At 44.1% G+C, this 15,710-nt stretch carries 15 protein-coding genes; 5 read left to right on the top strand and 10 right to left on the bottom strand.

Annotated elements, in window-relative coordinates; genetic code table 11:
* Nucleotides 1–155: 155 nt before the first annotated feature.
* Both ABIB39_RS16850 and ABIB39_RS16845 read right to left on the bottom strand, forming a co-directional pair.
* On the bottom strand, nucleotides 156–1,046 hold the full coding sequence (locus tag ABIB39_RS16850) for a 1-aminocyclopropane-1-carboxylate deaminase/D-cysteine desulfhydrase (RefSeq protein WP_354431340.1): 891 nt from the start codon (nucleotides 1,044–1,046) through the stop codon (nucleotides 156–158).
* Between the two features lie 314 nt (nucleotides 1,047–1,360).
* The gene (locus ABIB39_RS16845) at nucleotides 1,361–1,723 is read right to left on the bottom strand and encodes an endonuclease domain-containing protein (protein WP_354431339.1); all 363 of its coding nucleotides are present in this window, start codon (nucleotides 1,721–1,723) and stop codon (nucleotides 1,361–1,363) included.
* Between the two features lie 369 nt (nucleotides 1,724–2,092).
* On the opposite strand from ABIB39_RS16845, the gene ABIB39_RS16840 reads away from it, so the two are divergent.
* From ABIB39_RS16840 to ABIB39_RS16830, 3 genes are all read left to right on the top strand, one after another.
* A complete protein-coding gene (locus tag ABIB39_RS16840) occupies nucleotides 2,093–3,130 on the top strand; it encodes an RluA family pseudouridine synthase (protein ID WP_354431338.1) in 1,038 nt (345 codons plus the stop codon).
* A gap of 168 nt (nucleotides 3,131–3,298) precedes the next feature.
* A complete protein-coding gene (locus ABIB39_RS16835) occupies nucleotides 3,299–4,135 on the top strand; it encodes an aminotransferase class IV (protein ID WP_354431337.1) in 837 nt (278 codons plus the stop codon).
* A gap of 53 nt (nucleotides 4,136–4,188) precedes the next feature.
* Nucleotides 4,189–4,830, top strand: coding sequence for a hypothetical protein (locus ABIB39_RS16830; RefSeq protein WP_354431336.1), 642 nt, complete (start codon nucleotides 4,189–4,191; stop codon nucleotides 4,828–4,830).
* A gap of 121 nt (nucleotides 4,831–4,951) precedes the next feature.
* On the opposite strand, the gene ABIB39_RS16825 is transcribed toward ABIB39_RS16830, so the two are convergent.
* From ABIB39_RS16825 to ABIB39_RS16815, 3 genes are read right to left on the bottom strand one after another with little or no spacing between them, the layout of a single operon-like run.
* Entirely contained in the window at nucleotides 4,952–5,743 is a 792-nt protein-coding gene (locus ABIB39_RS16825) for a DUF3050 domain-containing protein (RefSeq protein WP_354431335.1), read from the bottom strand.
* A 3-nt stretch (nucleotides 5,744–5,746) separates the two neighbouring features.
* Complete coding sequence (fmt, locus tag ABIB39_RS16820) at nucleotides 5,747–6,664, bottom strand: methionyl-tRNA formyltransferase (RefSeq protein ID WP_354431334.1); 918 nt, start codon at nucleotides 6,662–6,664, stop codon at nucleotides 5,747–5,749.
* Nucleotides 6,665–6,702: 38 nt separating this feature from the next.
* A complete protein-coding gene (locus ABIB39_RS16815) occupies nucleotides 6,703–7,947 on the bottom strand; it encodes an exo-beta-N-acetylmuramidase NamZ family protein (RefSeq protein ID WP_354431333.1) in 1,245 nt (414 codons plus the stop codon).
* 86 nt (nucleotides 7,948–8,033) lie between these two features.
* Between ABIB39_RS16815 and ABIB39_RS16810 the strand changes: the two genes are divergently transcribed.
* Both ABIB39_RS16810 and ABIB39_RS16805 read left to right on the top strand, forming a co-directional pair.
* Nucleotides 8,034–9,254 (top strand): ABC transporter permease, encoded by a 1,221-nt coding sequence (locus ABIB39_RS16810; RefSeq protein ID WP_354431332.1) that lies wholly within the window; start codon nucleotides 8,034–8,036, stop codon nucleotides 9,252–9,254.
* A 424-nt stretch (nucleotides 9,255–9,678) separates the two neighbouring features.
* Nucleotides 9,679–10,833 carry an amidohydrolase family protein gene (locus tag ABIB39_RS16805; RefSeq protein WP_354431331.1) on the top strand — a complete coding sequence of 385 codons (1,155 nt, stop codon included), beginning with the start codon at nucleotides 9,679–9,681 and terminating at the stop codon, nucleotides 10,831–10,833.
* 320 nt (nucleotides 10,834–11,153) lie between these two features.
* Here ABIB39_RS16805 and ABIB39_RS16800 read toward each other — a convergent pair whose 3' ends face one another.
* The 5 genes from ABIB39_RS16800 to mnmC2 form a co-directional block, all read right to left on the bottom strand.
* Nucleotides 11,154–12,557 (bottom strand): outer membrane beta-barrel protein, encoded by a 1,404-nt coding sequence (locus tag ABIB39_RS16800; RefSeq protein WP_354431330.1) that lies wholly within the window; start codon nucleotides 12,555–12,557, stop codon nucleotides 11,154–11,156.
* Complete coding sequence (locus ABIB39_RS16795; RefSeq protein ID WP_354431329.1) at nucleotides 12,550–13,104, bottom strand: RNA polymerase sigma factor; 555 nt, start codon at nucleotides 13,102–13,104, stop codon at nucleotides 12,550–12,552. The genes ABIB39_RS16800 and ABIB39_RS16795 overlap by 8 nt, the downstream gene beginning before the upstream one ends.
* A gap of 127 nt (nucleotides 13,105–13,231) precedes the next feature.
* On the bottom strand, nucleotides 13,232–13,657 hold the full coding sequence (locus ABIB39_RS16790; RefSeq protein WP_354431328.1) for a hypothetical protein: 426 nt from the start codon (nucleotides 13,655–13,657) through the stop codon (nucleotides 13,232–13,234).
* 60 nt (nucleotides 13,658–13,717) lie between these two features.
* A complete protein-coding gene (gene mazG / locus ABIB39_RS16785; protein ID WP_354431327.1) occupies nucleotides 13,718–14,524 on the bottom strand; it encodes a nucleoside triphosphate pyrophosphohydrolase in 807 nt (268 codons plus the stop codon).
* Between the two features lie 170 nt (nucleotides 14,525–14,694).
* On the bottom strand, nucleotides 14,695–15,396 hold the full coding sequence (gene mnmC2, locus ABIB39_RS16780; protein WP_354431326.1) for a tRNA (5-methylaminomethyl-2-thiouridine)(34)-methyltransferase MnmC2: 702 nt from the start codon (nucleotides 15,394–15,396) through the stop codon (nucleotides 14,695–14,697).
* Nucleotides 15,397–15,710 lie beyond the last annotated feature (314 nt).

Here is a 15,710-nt window from a genome sequence, read left to right as displayed (position 1 = left end):
CCTATTTTTTGGACTAAAGCGGTTATTGGTATGCCGATGATTGATGTGCAGATGTGCAAATTTCAGATGTGCAGATGCTGGAAATTGGCGCATCTACACCATTATAGCTTGGAAAATTAATCATTTGCACATTTGCATATTTACGCATTTGCACACTACATAAATTTGTCCTTCATCCCCAGCAACCCCCAAATGCCCCCACTATGGATGGCAAGGATCTTGCTGCCGGGTGCGAGGTAGTCTTTGGCGGCCAGATCGTAAATGGCGTAGAGCATTTTGCCGGTGTATATTGGTTCTATGAGGATGCCAGTTTCGGAAACGAATTGTTTGATGAATTGGATCAGGTCTGGCGTGGTTTTGCCGTAGCCGCCGAAATGGTAATCGAGGTGCAATGTGTAATTGGCAGCAGAGGTGAGGAATCGGTTGATCTCATCGCGCATAAACCCGCCATTTTTTAGTACGGGGATGGCGTTGAATTGGGTGGATAGTCCAGCAGCGGTTAATCCATTAATGATGCCCGCCGCTGTGGTCCCGGTTCCGCAGGCGCAAAAGATGTGGTCGTAAGTTTGAGGGAGTTCCTGCACCAGTTCGCTTACACCTTTGGCGCCTTCGGCAGATGCGCCGCCTTCGTCAATAAAAAAGGCTTGTTCATCATCAGCAAAAAACTTATGAAAGAGGGCCTGTTTATCGCGGTAGCTTTCCCTATCGGTAAAAAGCAACTGCATGCCGTGCAGTTTACAAAGAAAAAGGGTGTCGTTTTGCACTTCTTCACCCCGCACAATACCGGTAGCTTTAAAACCAAATTTAGCCGCCGCCGCCGCTGTTGCCAGTAAGTGATTGGAGTACGCCCCGCCGAATGTTACGAGGTGGGTTTTGTTAAGCGCCTGTGCCTTTTGCAGCAAATACTTTAGTTTGCGCCATTTATTTCCCGAAATAATGGGGTGAATGAGGTCGTCGCGCTTGATAAAAACCTGTAGCCCTTTTTCAGCGAATAGCTTGTTTTCAATCTGCTGTACGGGGCTGTATATGTCAAGGTTGAGATCCACGGGGTAAATTTAGGAAAATAATATGCGGAGCAATCGAATATTTAACTCACCCCGCGGCACTACGTGCGCGACCCTCTCTGCTGCGCAAAGAGGGTATGGAAAAAAGGGATTAAAAATAGTTAATTCCCCTCTTTGCGCAGCAGAGAGGGGGCGGGGGGTGAGTAAATTTGGTAAACTTTGAGTGTTCGTTATTTAACTCACCCCGCGGCACTACGTGCGCGACCCTCTCTGCTGCGCAAAGCGGGTGTGGAAAGGGGGATTGAAAATAGTTAATTCCCCTCTTTGCGCAGCAGAGAGGGGGGTAGGGGGGTGAGTCAGCCTCTTAAATTTTGCTCTATTTTTTGCAATACACTTTCCATATCTTTTTCGATCTGATCATTTGTAAAACGCAATATTTTTAACCCTAAACCTTCTAAGACTATATCCCTGTTCTTGTCGTATTCCTTTTTATAAAGGTGCACGGGGCCATCCGCTTCTATAACCAATTTAGCTTCGTCACAATAAAAATCGGGGATATAATATTCATTTTTACCCATTACAGATCTTACGCAAACGGGGTGCTGCCTCAAGAATTTCATTCCCGTAAAATTCCTGTTTCTTAAAATTTGCCAAAGCAGACTTTCTGCAGGCGTTTGTTTTTGTCTAAGGTCGCGGCAAAATTCGATTATGGTTGGCATGAGGGGAAAATACGAAATCAATCGCATATTCAACTCACCCCGCGGCACTACGTGCGCGACCCTCTCTGCTGCGCAAAGAGGGTATGGGAAAATGTTGGAGTAGGTTTGTTTTTGCTGCATTGCAAAGTCTGTAAAAAATGGGGTGTTTAAACCCTCTTTCCGCGCAGCGAAGAGAGGGTGGTCGAGCGAAGCAATGACCGGGTGAGTAAAATCTCAAATTGCTAAGAGTTATAAGATGCATTCCTAAACCCTCTTTCCGCGCAGCGAAGAGAGGGTGGTCGAGCGAAGCAATGACCGGGTGAGTAACTAAACGCCATGCAATGAAATACGCGTATCTAAGCGTAAATGCTTTTTTCTTACTTTTGCCACATGATTGATGAAACGGCCATAATTGATAGCGACGAGCAGGATCTGTTTGAACACCTGCGCGTGGTTGTTGATAAGGGGCAGTCGCTGTTGCGGATTGATAAGTTTTTGATGCATCGCGTAGAGAATGCTTCGCGTAATCGCATCCAGAATGCTATTGATGCAGGCAATGTGTTGGTGAACGATAAAATCATTAAGGCCAGTTACCGGGTAAAACCGCAGGATGTGATCTCGGTAGTTTTACCGCACCCGCCGCGCGATACGGAAGTTTACCCCGAAGATCTGCCGATCGAAATTGTTTACGAGGATAACGACGTACTGATCGTAAATAAGGCCGCCGGTATGGTGGTGCACCCCGGTTTTAATAATTACGAAGGCACGTTGGTTAACGCCCTGGTTTACCATTTTAACCAACTCCCAACCTTGCCGGGTAACGATGGCCGGCCGGGACTTGTGCACCGGATAGATAAGGATACATCAGGCCTGCTGCTTATCAGTAAGAACGAGCGCAGCATGAGTTACCTGGCCAAGCAATTTTTCGATCACACTATAAACCGTAAGTACCTGGCACTCGCCTGGGGCGATATCGCCGAGGATGGCACGGTTACGGGCTACATAGGCCGCAGTATTAACGACAGGCGCGTAATGTCGATATACGATGACCCGGAGAAGGGGAAATGGTCGGTAACGCATTATAAGGTGCTGGAGCGCATGGGCTATGTTACGCTAATAGAATGTAAATTGGAAACAGGCAAAACCCACCAGATCCGTGCGCATATGAAGCACATCGGCCACCCGCTGTTTAGCGATGCCATGTATGGCGGCGATAAAATTTTAAAAGGCACTGTGTTTAGCAAATACCGCCAGTTTGTAGAGAATTGTTTCGAAATAATGCCGAGACAGGCCCTGCATGCGCAGTCGCTTGGATTTGTGCACCCGTCGTTAAAAAAAGATATTTACTTTGAAGCCCCGCTACCTGCTGATTTTGAAGGTGTTTTAGATAAGTGGCGAAAGTATGTAAAAGCAGATAATGCTGGTTAATATAAGATTTGAGAACAAATCTTCCTTACAAGGGTTCATCCAAAATAAAACGCACAGCGAGTAAAATTTTTTAACTTAATAAATGTTTTAGAGTGGGAGAAAAGGTATTGCATAATTGCAAACTTATAAAGTCTCAAATCTAACAGCTCAAATCTCATATATCTATCCATGCCGCCTGTTTATATCAATTTTAACGGAGAGATCATACCTGCAGATAGCACACTGCTTACCATTGCCAACAGGGCATTCAGGTATGGCGATGGCTTGTTTGAAAGTATGCGTGTGATGAAGGGTAAACTTAAGTTCCCCGAGCTGCATGCCGAGCGCCTGCAAAAGGGGATGAGGGCGTTAAAGATAGATGGCTATTCGCAGGCCGATAGCTGGTTCCTGAATGAGAAGGTAGAAGAACTGGCGCGTCGCAATAAGATTAAACATGGTCGTTTGCGCTTAACCGTTTTCCGCGATGCGGAGGGGTTGTATGCGCCTACTCAAAATAAAATGGCGTATTGTATGGAGATCCAGCCAATTGAGGAACCCCGCTATTTCCTGAACGAGCGCGGCCTGATCATGGATGTGTACACCGAGCTGCCTAAACCACTTAACTGGTTATCTAATATCAAAACCTGTAACTCGCTCATATATGTAATGGCGGGCATCTACAAACAGCAAAACAAGCTGGATGATGTGTTTCTGATCAACCAGAACAGGTATTTATGCGAGGCCAACAGCTCTAACATATTTGTGTGGTATCAAAACCATTTGTACACCCCTGCATTAAGCGAAGGTTGTGTGGAAGGTGTGATGCGCAAGGTGGTGATCCAACTCGCAATGGATAACAACATCCCCGTTACCGAGGCCCAGATAAACCCTGAAATACTGAACCAAGCCGATGAAGTTTTTCTAACCAACGCCACCAAAGGCATCCAATGGGTTATGGGCTACGGCGTAAAACGTTACTTTAACCGCATCAGTAAAACGCTGATGGATGAGTTGAATAAGTTGTAGAAGAACCCTTCGTAACAATTTTTATAGTTTGCTATCAAATGGTAAATTATAATATGAGATCAACCGCCTTATTATCAGCCTTAGTAATTATCGTTTCGTTTTCTGCCTGTAATCAAACAGTAAAAGATAAAACCGTCGCCGAAAAGGCGGAACTTCCCGAACCATTAAACGAATCGAAAGGTGATGTTTCCAGTTTCAAGCGATATGCATCGGGTGATATGGTTAATGCCATTTATATAGACCTGGTGAAGAAAACACCCGACCTGCAAATTTTAGAAAACCAGCTCGAACAATTTGATGGAAGTAAATCTGATAGTTTAGCAGCATTTAATAAATATGCGGCTAAGGTTGAGAGTTATTATAGTTCCGCAGATCAAAATTTAGAACGTATTGACGACACCGTGTTAAAAGAAAGGCTAAAAACCCTCTTAGCTGCCGAAAAAGGCAAATATGCGGCAAAAGCAAATAAATATGAAACCCTGATAAAGGATATTGATAAGGAAAATATTGTGATGAAAGATTATTACGAAACGTTAAAAATCGTAGCTACACTGCCGGTTATCGTAAAATATCAAAACAACAATCTCCCGGATTTAAAAAGTATAAAAGCAGTAGACGAGCAAGCCAAAATACTAAAAGCCAAAACCCTTAAGCTGGGTAAGAAATATGGTGATGCAGGTGTGATAGGAAATTAAAGGTTGTCATTTCGAAGGAGGTACGAGGAGAAATCTTTTACGCCCTGTTTACAATACAAGTCCCAACTTACTGCGTGTAGAAGATTTCTCTCTATCGTTCGAAATGACAAGGGTATAAATTTTACCCTTCCAAAACCCCAACCTTTATCTCCGCCAGGATCCCATCCCACAAAGCAACCCTTGCCTGCAAAGCTTGTTTAACAGCGGTGGTTGCCTGGGCCCATTTATTATCGTCATTACCGCAAAGTTCGGCGGTCATTTGGTAGGCTAATTGGGAGTGGTGGTCGCCGTCGACTTCTATGTGGCGCTCCAGGTAATACAGCAATATTTCAACTTTACCGGGCAGTTGTCCGTTTAGTTTTTTAACCATTTCTATGAACATGCCGGGGATCAGATCTTCGCGACCGAACGTAAAAACGGCTGCCTGCAAAAAACTTTGATTGGTGGATATCACTTCAAAAGTATGTTTTACAAACTCGCGGGCGGCTTGTGGTATAGCTGCACTTGCTAACGCGACGTTAACATCTTTTTGCGTGCTCAATTGCTCAAATAAAGAAACAATGGCCGAGCTATCGGCACCTGCCTGTTCCATGGCTTTCAGGTACAATTCAAAATGGCTGGTGCGGGTACCGGTATGGTCTACGTCGCTTTCCTCGCCGGTGACTATCTCATTGATAAGGTAGCGGGTATTGGCGTTGCCAACGGGCATCCAGGGCAGGGTGGTGCAGGTAAGATTTTGCTGTAAAGCTTTTAACAGCGACATAAAGTCCCAAACAGCAAATATGTGGTTCTGCATAAAAGTTTGCAGGCTATCAATGGTATTAATGTTGCGGTACAGCTCGTGGCTAATCAGTTGTTCTCGTAGTGGCTCAATCTCTTGTTTTAGTTGGGCAATTCTATCAGTAGTATTCATCAATTACAATTTATTCCCTCTTAAAAATTCTTCGATACTCATTCGTTTTTTTCCTTCCAGTTGCACATCGGTTAGGCTGATGAAGCCATCTGTGGTGGCAAATTTCAGGCGGGTTTTATTATCGGTAACAAAGCCACCAGCAGCAATACCAGGTTCGCCGGGTTCGTGGGTGGCGCCGTAAATTTTCAGGACTTTATCATTCAATAATGTATATGCCGTTGGCGACGGACTCAACCCACGGATCAAATTATAAACATCTTCTGCCGATTTATTGAAATCTACGAGACAATCCGTTTTAAAGATCTTTGGCGCGTGTTTTAATTCCATTCCTTCTGCCAGCTCTTCTTGTGGGTGTTCGTGGTAGCGGCCGCTTTCAATTCCTTTCACGGTTTTTACCAGCAGGCCCGCGCCTTTGTTCATGAGGCGGTCGTGCAAGTCGCCGGCGGTTTCAGAGCCGTTTAGGGTAACTTTCTCGGTGAACAGGATGTCGCCTGTATCAATATCGTGCTTTAAAAAGAACGTGGTAACACCGCTTTCCTTTTCACCATTTATAATGGCCCAGTTGATAGGCGCGGCCCCACGGTATTGTGGTAACAAGGATGCATGCAGGTTAATGGTGCCCTTTGGCGGCATATTCCAAACAACCTCGGGCAGCATACGGAAGGCTACAACCACCTGCAGATCGGCTTTTAATGCCCTCAGTTCGGCCAAAAACTCCGGGTTCTTCAGTTTTTCGGGCTGCAAAACTTTTAGTCCGTTGGCATCGGCATATTGTTTAACTGCCGATTGATTTACCTTTTGGCCGCGGCCTGCGGGTTTATCTGGTGCGGTTACTACGGCAACAATATCGCTGCCGGCCTTTATCAAAGCATCAAGCGATGCAACAGCAAATTGGGGGGTGCCCATAAATATAATTCTCATTCGCGCGCTCGTTTTTATGTTTTTGTAGAGAGATCGTATTAGTTATACAATAGGTATTTAACCCGCATGGCCTTAAAATTTGTTAAGCCGGGTTCCCAGCTCCGGCGAATCTCGGCCTCGGTTTTACCGGCAATAATTTGCTTACGTAGCTCATCGGTACCGGCCAGGCGTTTAAAATAGGGTATAAAAAAATGCGCCTTATCCGGGTATATTTTATACATGTCAATTACCCAAGCTAAATTAAGTTTTCCGCTGTTGCGGATGGTTTGCATATTGTAATTTTTAAGGTCGAGGCCGTAGCAAACGGTATCCTGCAATGGTGGCTTATCGCTCATGCCGGGGATGCTTACTGGCTTAAAATTAAAATCATACTTACCTTTCAGTAACGGGCTGCCAACCACCTGGAAGGGGAATAGCGTGCCGCGCCCAAGGCTAAGTTTTGTGCCTTCGAAAAAGCATATGTGCGGGTATAATAAGATCGATTGCGCGGTATTTAAATTGGGTGACGGGTTTACAGGTAACACATAATCCATATCACGTGTGTAGTTGCCTACCTTCACTATTTTAAGTTTACATTTTACTTTGTTTTTTAACCAGCCCTGGCCGTTTATCATTTGGGCATATTCGGCAATGGTCATCCCGTGCAACACGGGGATAGGGTGCATCCCCACAAAAGAGCGGAAACCGACGGTATCCAGTATAGGGCCATCTACATAAACACCGTTGGGGTTTGGCCTGTCCAGTACCATCAGTTCAATATTGTTTTCGGCGCAGGCCTCCATTACGTAATGCAGGGTAGATATATAGGTGTAAAACCGGGTGCCAACATCTTGCACGTCAAATATCATCAGGTCGATGCCTTTCAGATCCTCGGGTGTGGGCTTAAAATGTTTGCCGTAAAGGGATATGGCAGGCAGGCCGGTAACGGCGTCAACGGTGTTGCCAATGGTAGCGCCATCGCTTGCGTTTCCCCTAAAGCCATGCTCGGGCCCGTAAATCTTTTTAACATCAACACCCAGTTTCAGCAGGCTATCTACCAATGGTTTTTTATTGTTGCCGATGATGGAAGTTTGGTTTATCAGCATGCCAATTTTGCGGCCTTTAAGGTATTGCAGATAAATATCCAGCCTATCGGCAGCGGGCAGTATAGGCGCTGTTATTTTTTTTACGGCAACCGTTTTATTTGTTTTGACTGATGCCTTTGGGGCTTGTGCAAAATCGTCGCATTTTAAAAAAAGCAGGCTTAGCGCAATTATGGGGATGTATAATTTGATGCCGGTCATAAGTTTTGATGTTTAAGCAAATTTAAAAGCAGTATGTTTAAGTGTAAAAACGCATCTTTGCGAAGGTACAAAAAATCATTTCAGCATTGAATTTCGCCGGGTTTATATCAAGTCGTATTACGTTTAAGAGTAAGCGTACTTTCTCCAAGTTAATTGTCCGCATTGCCATTATTGGCATTATGCTGGGCCTTGGCGTAATGATATTGTCGCTGGCCGTTATCCGTGGGTTTAAACAAGAGATCCGCGAAAAGGTTAGGGGCTTTGCCGGGGATATTCAAATTGTGCGTACGGATAACAACACTTCGTATGACCGCTCGGCATTTAACGATAGCGCCGCGGTGATAAAAAGCATCAGGTCGGTAAAGCAGGTAGAAGCCGTATATCCGTACGCTACCAAGCCCGGCATCATCAAGGCCAATAACGAAATTGAAGGCGTAATATTAAAGGGGGTTGATAAAACCTATAACTGGAATTACCTTAAAAAAATGCTGGTTGCAGGCACCGTTATCCAATATTCTGATACTGCCGCGGTGCAAACCCAGATCATGATATCGCAAATTACCGCTAATCGTATACGCCTAAAAACAGGTGATGATGTGATGATGTATTTTGTGCAGGAGCCACTGCGCAAGCGCAAGCTTAAAGTTGTGGGCATATTTAGCATAGGGGTTGATGAAGTTGATAAAACATTTGTAATTGGCGACCTTGCCCTTATTAAACGCCTTAACGACTGGAGCCACGGCGAAATTGGCGGCTACGAAGTACGCACAGCCGATTTTACGCAGATAAGCGCTACAGCAAATAATATCGACGATAAACTTCCCATCAAACTAAAATCATACACGATATTAGAGAACTATCCCACCATTTTTAGCTGGCTGGATATGCTTGATGTAAACATAATTGTAATGCTGATATTAATGATAACCGTAGCAGTTATCAATATGATATCGGCACTGCTCATCATGATACTGGAACGTACCGCAATGATAGGCATCTTTAAAGCAATGGGCGCGGCGGACTGGATGATCCAAAAAATCTTTTTGTATAACGCCACCTATTTGATAGGGGTGGGCCTGGTATTGGGTAATGTCGTGGGGCTTGGTGTTGGCTACTTTCAGCAGCAAACCCACTTTTTTAAACTCGGGCAGGCAGATTACTATATGACGTTTGTACCTATTAAGTTTGTATGGACGGATGTTTTATGGGTAAACGCAGGTACGCTAATAGTATGCCTGCTGGTACTTATCGTCCCATCTATGCTGGTTACCCGTATTTCGCCGGTAAAGGCAATCAGGTTTAAGTAAAAAAAGCTGCTTATATTGAGCGGGTAGCACTGGTGTATACACTACTTGTATAGCACCATTAACAGCCCAAAATTCTTCAGTAGATTCCCGGAATAATGCATGTCACCAATCCTGATGCTGGTAAATACCTCTGTTTTTTGAGCGAACATTGGTGTGGCAGTTATAAAACTTCCAAACAATAACATTGCTTTTTTCATACAAGGTTTCGTCCAAAATTATATAACCTAAACATGGGAATATCACGTTTAACTAATTGTGTTAAATAGTTAAATTGCGCTATGTCTAATCATCTAAACGCAATTGTATGAAATTCCATTATTCTTATATTTTAGTTTTTATATTGTGTCCATGTTTTTCTTACGCCCAATTTAAACCACATTGCTTAGTACTTAATGACGCAACCATAATTGACGCCGGTCATCCGGTGCCAGCTACGCACCAAACCATTGTGATCCAGGAAGGGCGTATTACTAAAGTTTTTCCGACAGGAACAGTAGCCATCCCTGATTCGGCTGTAATTATCAACTTAAGCGGTAAGTATTTACTTCCCGGGCTGATCGATAGCCATGTGCATATGGCTACCGACCCAGGCGGTACTGATAACCGTTCGCATACGTTACAAGTATTGCAGCAAATGCTTTACAGTGGCATAACCACTGTAAGGGATATGGCAGGCGATGCAAGGGTGCTCGCCGAGCTCGCCCGTAGCGCTAACGAAGGCGAAATTACAGCGCCCGGAATCTATTATTCTGCGTTAATGGCAGGTACCGTATTTTTTAGTGACCCAAGGACACAATCATCTACAAAAGGCGGCACAGCTGGCAACATGTCTTATATGAAAGCAGTATCGGATACAACAAATATTTCACTGGCGGTTGCTCAGGCCAAAGGAAGTGGTGCATCTGGTATTAAATTATACGCGAATCTATCTGCCGTGTTAGCCAATAAAATTGTAGACGAAGCAAAAAAGCAAAATATACCGGTTTGGTCGCATGCCTGGCTACAGGGCGCCAGACCATCCGATCTCGTTAAGGCAGGGTGCATTTCCATTTCACATGCGCCGTTACTGATCTATGAAAAAGTTGATAAAATACCTGCTAATTGGAAGAAAGGCCATTACGACGCTGCTTTTTGGGACAAAACGGTACCCGCATTTGATGATTTGTTCGGCCAGATGAAACAACATCACACCATATTCGACGCCACGTTGCTTACGTATAAAAAATGGGCTATGAGTGATACGTCAATGAAGTGGGACTACGAGATCGCCAAAAGAATCACCGCCCGCGCATACAGGGCAGGTGTAACTATTTGCGCCGGTACCGACGACGACCAGGAACAATTCGTACAGGATGAGATGCGTTTACTCGTTACCGATGCCGGATTTACTCCTTTCGACGCAATAGTAGCGGCAACAAAAAACAGCGCCTCTTCATTACACCTGGAAGCTGTTAAAGGAAGTATCAGTCCGGGTATGGATGCTGATCTATTGATCCTTACCCGCAACCCATTGGATAATATAGATAATATAAAATCGGTAAACATGGTGATAAAAAAAGGTGGGATCTATCAAAAATAATACTTACCTAAGTTTCACTTAGAAAATGACTATGCTGAATAGTGAAATAATTTATGAATTTGAATCAAGCTAATAAGACAATATTGTAAAATTCGCGGAACTTCTGATTGCTGCCATCCTTACAAGAAATAAAGCCGGCATCTTGTGTTTGTGCATCCAAACTAAGGCGCTGTCTAAATGAGGTATAATGTTCACCTCTTTAATACTTGTTGTTTCATAAATATAATCCGTTGGTAATTATGAGATACATTTTATTAGCCGGGGTGTTTTCGAAATTATAAGGTTTAGATTTTGTTGCGAACGTTTATAGATAAACAAGCTTACTTTCTTCCCTTAAAACTGAATTTTAGGTTTACACCACCGGCACCAAAACGGATATCCTGCGCGCCCAGGCCGCTAAGGGGATATTTAACAAATGGTTCTATCACCAACCTGTTGCCACCCACCGGGTAACCTATACCAAACGATACGTTCAGCGTTTTAGCAAAGTAAAAACTGTTAAAGCTGTTATGAGCGGTTTGCTCTTCGGGCGCGGCATTGGCAGCAAAGCCTGCGCCGCCGCTGTAACCATAACGGTAGGTGTAAGTTTCGTTTATAAATGTACCCGAACTTAAACCCGCCGAAATATAAGCGTCGGTTTTTTGCGGATTGATCTCGTATTTGATATTAATGGGAATATCCAGCCCCACTAAATTTGCATTATAATTTTTAAAGACCGGCAAAACAGCAGCTGTGGCAAAAAGTGTTGATTGCCTTGCAGCCGGTGCCGCACTTGCAAGCCTTTCTGCAGCGGGTGGCGCCTGTGTATTGTAACTTAATGAGTTTTGCGCAAGCGATACCCCGGTAGAAAGCTTAAAGTTTTTGCTCAGCCTAAAATCGGATGTTACACCAGCCCCGGCGTTTACCTGGTTGGTGCTGCCTTCGGCATAATTAAAGTAAGTGGCTGCGTAGATACTAAAGTTTACCTTTTTGCCGGTTTGTTTTTCTGCCTGCTTATTAATGCCAGTTGGGTTTAGCTTGTCCGCCTCAAACATATCAGTTATCGATCTTTTGGCTGGCTGCTGTTTAGTCAAACTATTGGTTGAACCATCCGTGGCTTGCACAACTTTATCATCCGCAGGGGTATTAGTATTTGCCAATTGCGGCTGCTTTGCCAAATTATTAGCAACTTTTTGGCTGTCTATTAATGGTTTTGTCTCCGTCTTTACCGGATTTGTTTGCGCTATGGTATTTGATGGTGTTTGCCAAGGCTGCGGGTGCCCGATCCAGGAATTTGGTTTTATAGTTTGTGTTGTATTATCTGTATTGCCAGGCTTCGAAGTTGAAGTTGTACCGTCAACATATTTTGGGATAACAATCGTGTTATTAAAAGTAGGCGTTGGGTTATTGTTCGCGATAACAGGCTGAATTTTATCCGCAGCGATAGGATTAATTTCTGCAGCGGTATCTTTTAAAACAGGTTGCTGCTGTTGTTTTGCAGCAGGTTTAACCGCCATTTTATTCACCGCTGCATCCTGGTTATTATACCAAAAGGCTACACCAAAAAACACCAGAATTACGGCCGCGGCACTGCTCCACCAAAGCCAGGCAATTTTATTGCCCTTCTCTTCGGCCGGGAACTTTGTCCTCAGCTTTGCCCAGCCATCTTCGGCGCCGGGGTGTTCGTAATTATCAAACACCTGCTTAATGTGGTTGCTTAGTTTTTTATCAAACTGCTCATCCATGGTGTCGTGTTTCGTTTGTTATCAGCTGCCTTAACTTGTCTTTGGCCCTGCTTAAATATACCCTCGATGAGCTTGCCGGTAAATTCAATATCTTACCTATCTCATCGTGGTTATAGCCATCTATCTCGTACATGTTAAAAATGGTAAGCTGTATGTGGGGCAATTGCTTCATCAGCTTTAAAATATCCTGTGCATTTAAACTCTCTATAGCGGTAGCGTTGCTGCCAACATTGTACGCGTCTTCAATATCGGTATTGGCCTGGTGCTTCAATTCCTTGCGGCGCCTGTCAATAGCGCTGTTTACCACAATGGTACGTAGCCATGCCTTAAAAGGTTTGTCGGCATTGTAGGTACTTATATTATTAAAAATTTTTATAAAAGCATCGTTCACAACCTCTAAAGCGTCATCACTGCTAAGGCTGTAGCGCATACTTACACCCATAGCATAGCCATAAAACTGTTTATATAGTAATTCCTGGTGTTTTATGCTCCCTGATTTACATTTACCGACTATCTCATCCTCGGTAATGCGGTGAAGTACATGCATTAATTGTATTACTGCTTAGTTGGACAAATACAGCACGCCTCAAAAACCCGAAACGCAACAACTACAACTAAATATAAAAGGCCGCCTGCTACTATCGTTATTTAAACAAAAGAGCGGTAACAATTAATTAGTTTGTCTTTTTAAGATCGTACTGGTAGCTTACCGTATCGCCGCTTGTGCGTACCAATTGTAAAATGGTGCCGTTGTATACATACAGGTAATCGCCTTGAAGATAGCGTTTGGTGTATTTGTTGGCTTTAAAAGTGCTATCTACAAAGCGTGCACTATTCCCCGAAAATCCGTAATGCCCCCTGCTGCCGGCATGCAAAGTAGTGGTATCTCCCAAAACCTTAAAGCCCACACCGGGCGTTATAACTAATTGTATAGTAGCCTTCTGCGTGTCTATTTTTGTAATGTTAGGCAATTTTCTCAGTAATCTAAACTCACCTGTAAAAGTACCTTCGGGGGCAATAACCGGTGCTGGGTTATCATTGTTAAAACAACCAGCTGCAAGTAGCAGCAAAGCCGGCAAAAAATAAATTAATCTTTTCATTTTATTTGGGTTACAATACCATTACGTATTAAATTGTTAAACGCTACACGCAAGTAATAATTATTTAACCTTTTTGGCTTCGTTCCAAAATACATCCATTTCGGCAAGGTTCATATCTTTTAGTTGTTTGCCATGTTCTTCAGCTTTGGACTCCAGGTACTGGAAACGTTTAATAAATTTACGGTTCGTTTTTTCCAATGCGTCCTCGGGGTTTATGCCGATGAAACGCGCGTAGTTGATGAGCGAGAACAGCAGGTCGCCAAATTCGCCTTCGGCTTTATCATGGTCAATGTCTTTTTCGTCGGCCACGTTATACTCGTCTTTAAATTCCTGTAACTCTTCCTCTACCTTGGCCCAAACCTGATCCTTGCTATCCCAGTCGAAGCCAACGCCGCGGGCTTTCTCTTGTATGCGCGATGCTTTTACCAAAGCGGGCAAGGACGTGGGTACGCCGCCCAAAACAGATTTGTTGCCTTCTTTCAGTTTAATCTGTTCCCAGTTACGTTTTACATCTTCCTCGTTGTTTACCTCGGTATCGCTGTAAATGTGCGGGTGGCGATTGATGAGTTTATCGCAAATGCCGTTTAGTACGCCGGTGATGTTAAAACTCTCGGTTTCTGACGCAATGCGCGAGTAAAATACCAGGTGCAGCATCATGTCACCAAGTTCTTTTTTTATCTCGTCCATATCGCCGCTTAATATAGCGTCAGATAATTCGTAGGTTTCCTCAATGGTTAAATGGCGAAGGCTTTCCAGCGTTTGCTTTTTATCCCAGGGGCAGTTTATCCGCAGGTCGTCCATAATGGTAAGCAAACGGTCGAACGCTGCCGAGGGTGTATAAGCGGTAACAGGAGCAGTAATTGGCATAGTGTATTATTAGATAGATCAAAGATAAGTATTCAGTTGGCGGTTTGCAGTTTGCAGTTTTAATTCAGTTTGCGGTTTTAATTCAGTTTGCAGTTATTAGTTTGCAGTTTGCTGCTTTTTAAATTACAAGTAATTTTGCCCACTGCCCACTGCCCACTGCCCACTGCCCACTATAAACTGCTAACTGCTCTCAACATCTCTCGCTTGCCTGGTGCGCCGGGTGCTTTCTGCACTTTTAGCCCAAGGGCTTTAATGGCGCGTTTTAGGTTGCCGGTAATGGCGTAGGTTACAAATACGCCGCCGGGTTTTAAAAACTGCAGGGTATGGGCTATTGCCTCGTCGCCCCACATTTCGGGTTGGTAGGTGGCAGCGAAGGCGTCAAAATAAATAACGTCAAATTTTTGTACCGTTGTAAAATCGTGAAGTTTTGACGCCGCTACATTTAAATCTACCTGGCCACTCATCTTAACAGATGCCGTTAAAGAGTCCGGGTAATGCGCCAAAAAACTTTCCCAAATAGGAGCGGGCACATATTGGTCATAACCTGTCTGGCTGATCATTTGGTTGTTAAGCGGGTACGCCTCAATGCCGGTGTATTGCAGGTTTATTTGTTGTTCGGTACAAAAATCGGCAGTGAGTAAAAAGTTGAGCCCCGTACCAAAGCCTACTTCAAGTACAGATACTTCGGTGTTACCTTTGCCTGTATTCGCCAAAAAATATTCCAGGCCCGATTGTACAAACACGTGCCTGCTTTCCTGCAGCGCCCCGTGGTGCGAATGATAGTTTTCGCCAACCAGCGCGTTGTAAATGGTATTTGAACCATCGGCAGTTGGTACAATTTGCAAATGGGACTGGTGGGTGTTTTCGGCCATAATGTTGACGGTAAATTTAGAGAAAATTAGGTTATTAGCCGCCCGGATAGTTTACTCAACCCCGTCCCGATAGCTATCGGGATAGCTTCGCTGGTCCCCCCCCCTGCTTCGCAAAGAGGGTGGGAAGGCTAAAAAGTTTTTTTATCCCTCTTTCCGCGCAGCGAAGAGAGGGTGGTCGAGCGAAGCAATGACCGGGTGAGTAAAATCTATTGGTAAAAAACCTGCGTAACAAAAAGCCCCTCGGTAAAAAGGGGCCTTTTATCACAAACTATTCTAACTATCCTATAAACATAAATTTTAAACACTAATATAAA

The organism is Mucilaginibacter sp. UYP27 (assembly GCF_040547175.1).
In the GTDB taxonomy this organism is placed as follows: domain Bacteria; phylum Bacteroidota; class Bacteroidia; order Sphingobacteriales; family Sphingobacteriaceae; genus Mucilaginibacter.
The sequence above is the reverse complement of the archived record's forward strand: the minus strand, read 5'-3'. Positions and strand labels throughout refer to the sequence as shown.

Coding starts and splice junctions, on each gene's coding strand:
- ABIB39_RS16840 (WP_354431338.1), top strand. CDS start 2,093: ATGATTGATGAAACGGCCATAATTGATAGCGACGAGCAGGATCTGTTT.
- mazG (WP_354431327.1), bottom strand. CDS start 14,524: ATGCCAATTACTGCTCCTGTTACCGCTTATACACCCTCGGCAGCGTTC.
- ABIB39_RS16825 (WP_354431335.1), bottom strand. CDS start 5,743: ATGAATACTACTGATAGAATTGCCCAACTAAAACAAGAGATTGAGCCA.
- ABIB39_RS16800 (WP_354431330.1), bottom strand. CDS start 12,557: ATGGATGAGCAGTTTGATAAAAAACTAAGCAACCACATTAAGCAGGTG.
- ABIB39_RS16790 (WP_354431328.1), bottom strand. CDS start 13,657: ATGAAAAGATTAATTTATTTTTTGCCGGCTTTGCTGCTACTTGCAGCT.
- ABIB39_RS16835 (WP_354431337.1), top strand. CDS start 3,299: ATGCCGCCTGTTTATATCAATTTTAACGGAGAGATCATACCTGCAGAT.
- fmt (WP_354431334.1), bottom strand. CDS start 6,664: ATGAGAATTATATTTATGGGCACCCCCCAATTTGCTGTTGCATCGCTT.
- mnmC2 (WP_354431326.1), bottom strand. CDS start 15,396: ATGGCCGAAAACACCCACCAGTCCCATTTGCAAATTGTACCAACTGCC.
- ABIB39_RS16830 (WP_354431336.1), top strand. CDS start 4,189: ATGAGATCAACCGCCTTATTATCAGCCTTAGTAATTATCGTTTCGTTT.
- ABIB39_RS16845 (WP_354431339.1), bottom strand. CDS start 1,723: ATGCCAACCATAATCGAATTTTGCCGCGACCTTAGACAAAAACAAACG.
- ABIB39_RS16795 (WP_354431329.1), bottom strand. CDS start 13,104: ATGCATGTACTTCACCGCATTACCGAGGATGAGATAGTCGGTAAATGT.
- ABIB39_RS16815 (WP_354431333.1), bottom strand. CDS start 7,947: ATGACCGGCATCAAATTATACATCCCCATAATTGCGCTAAGCCTGCTT.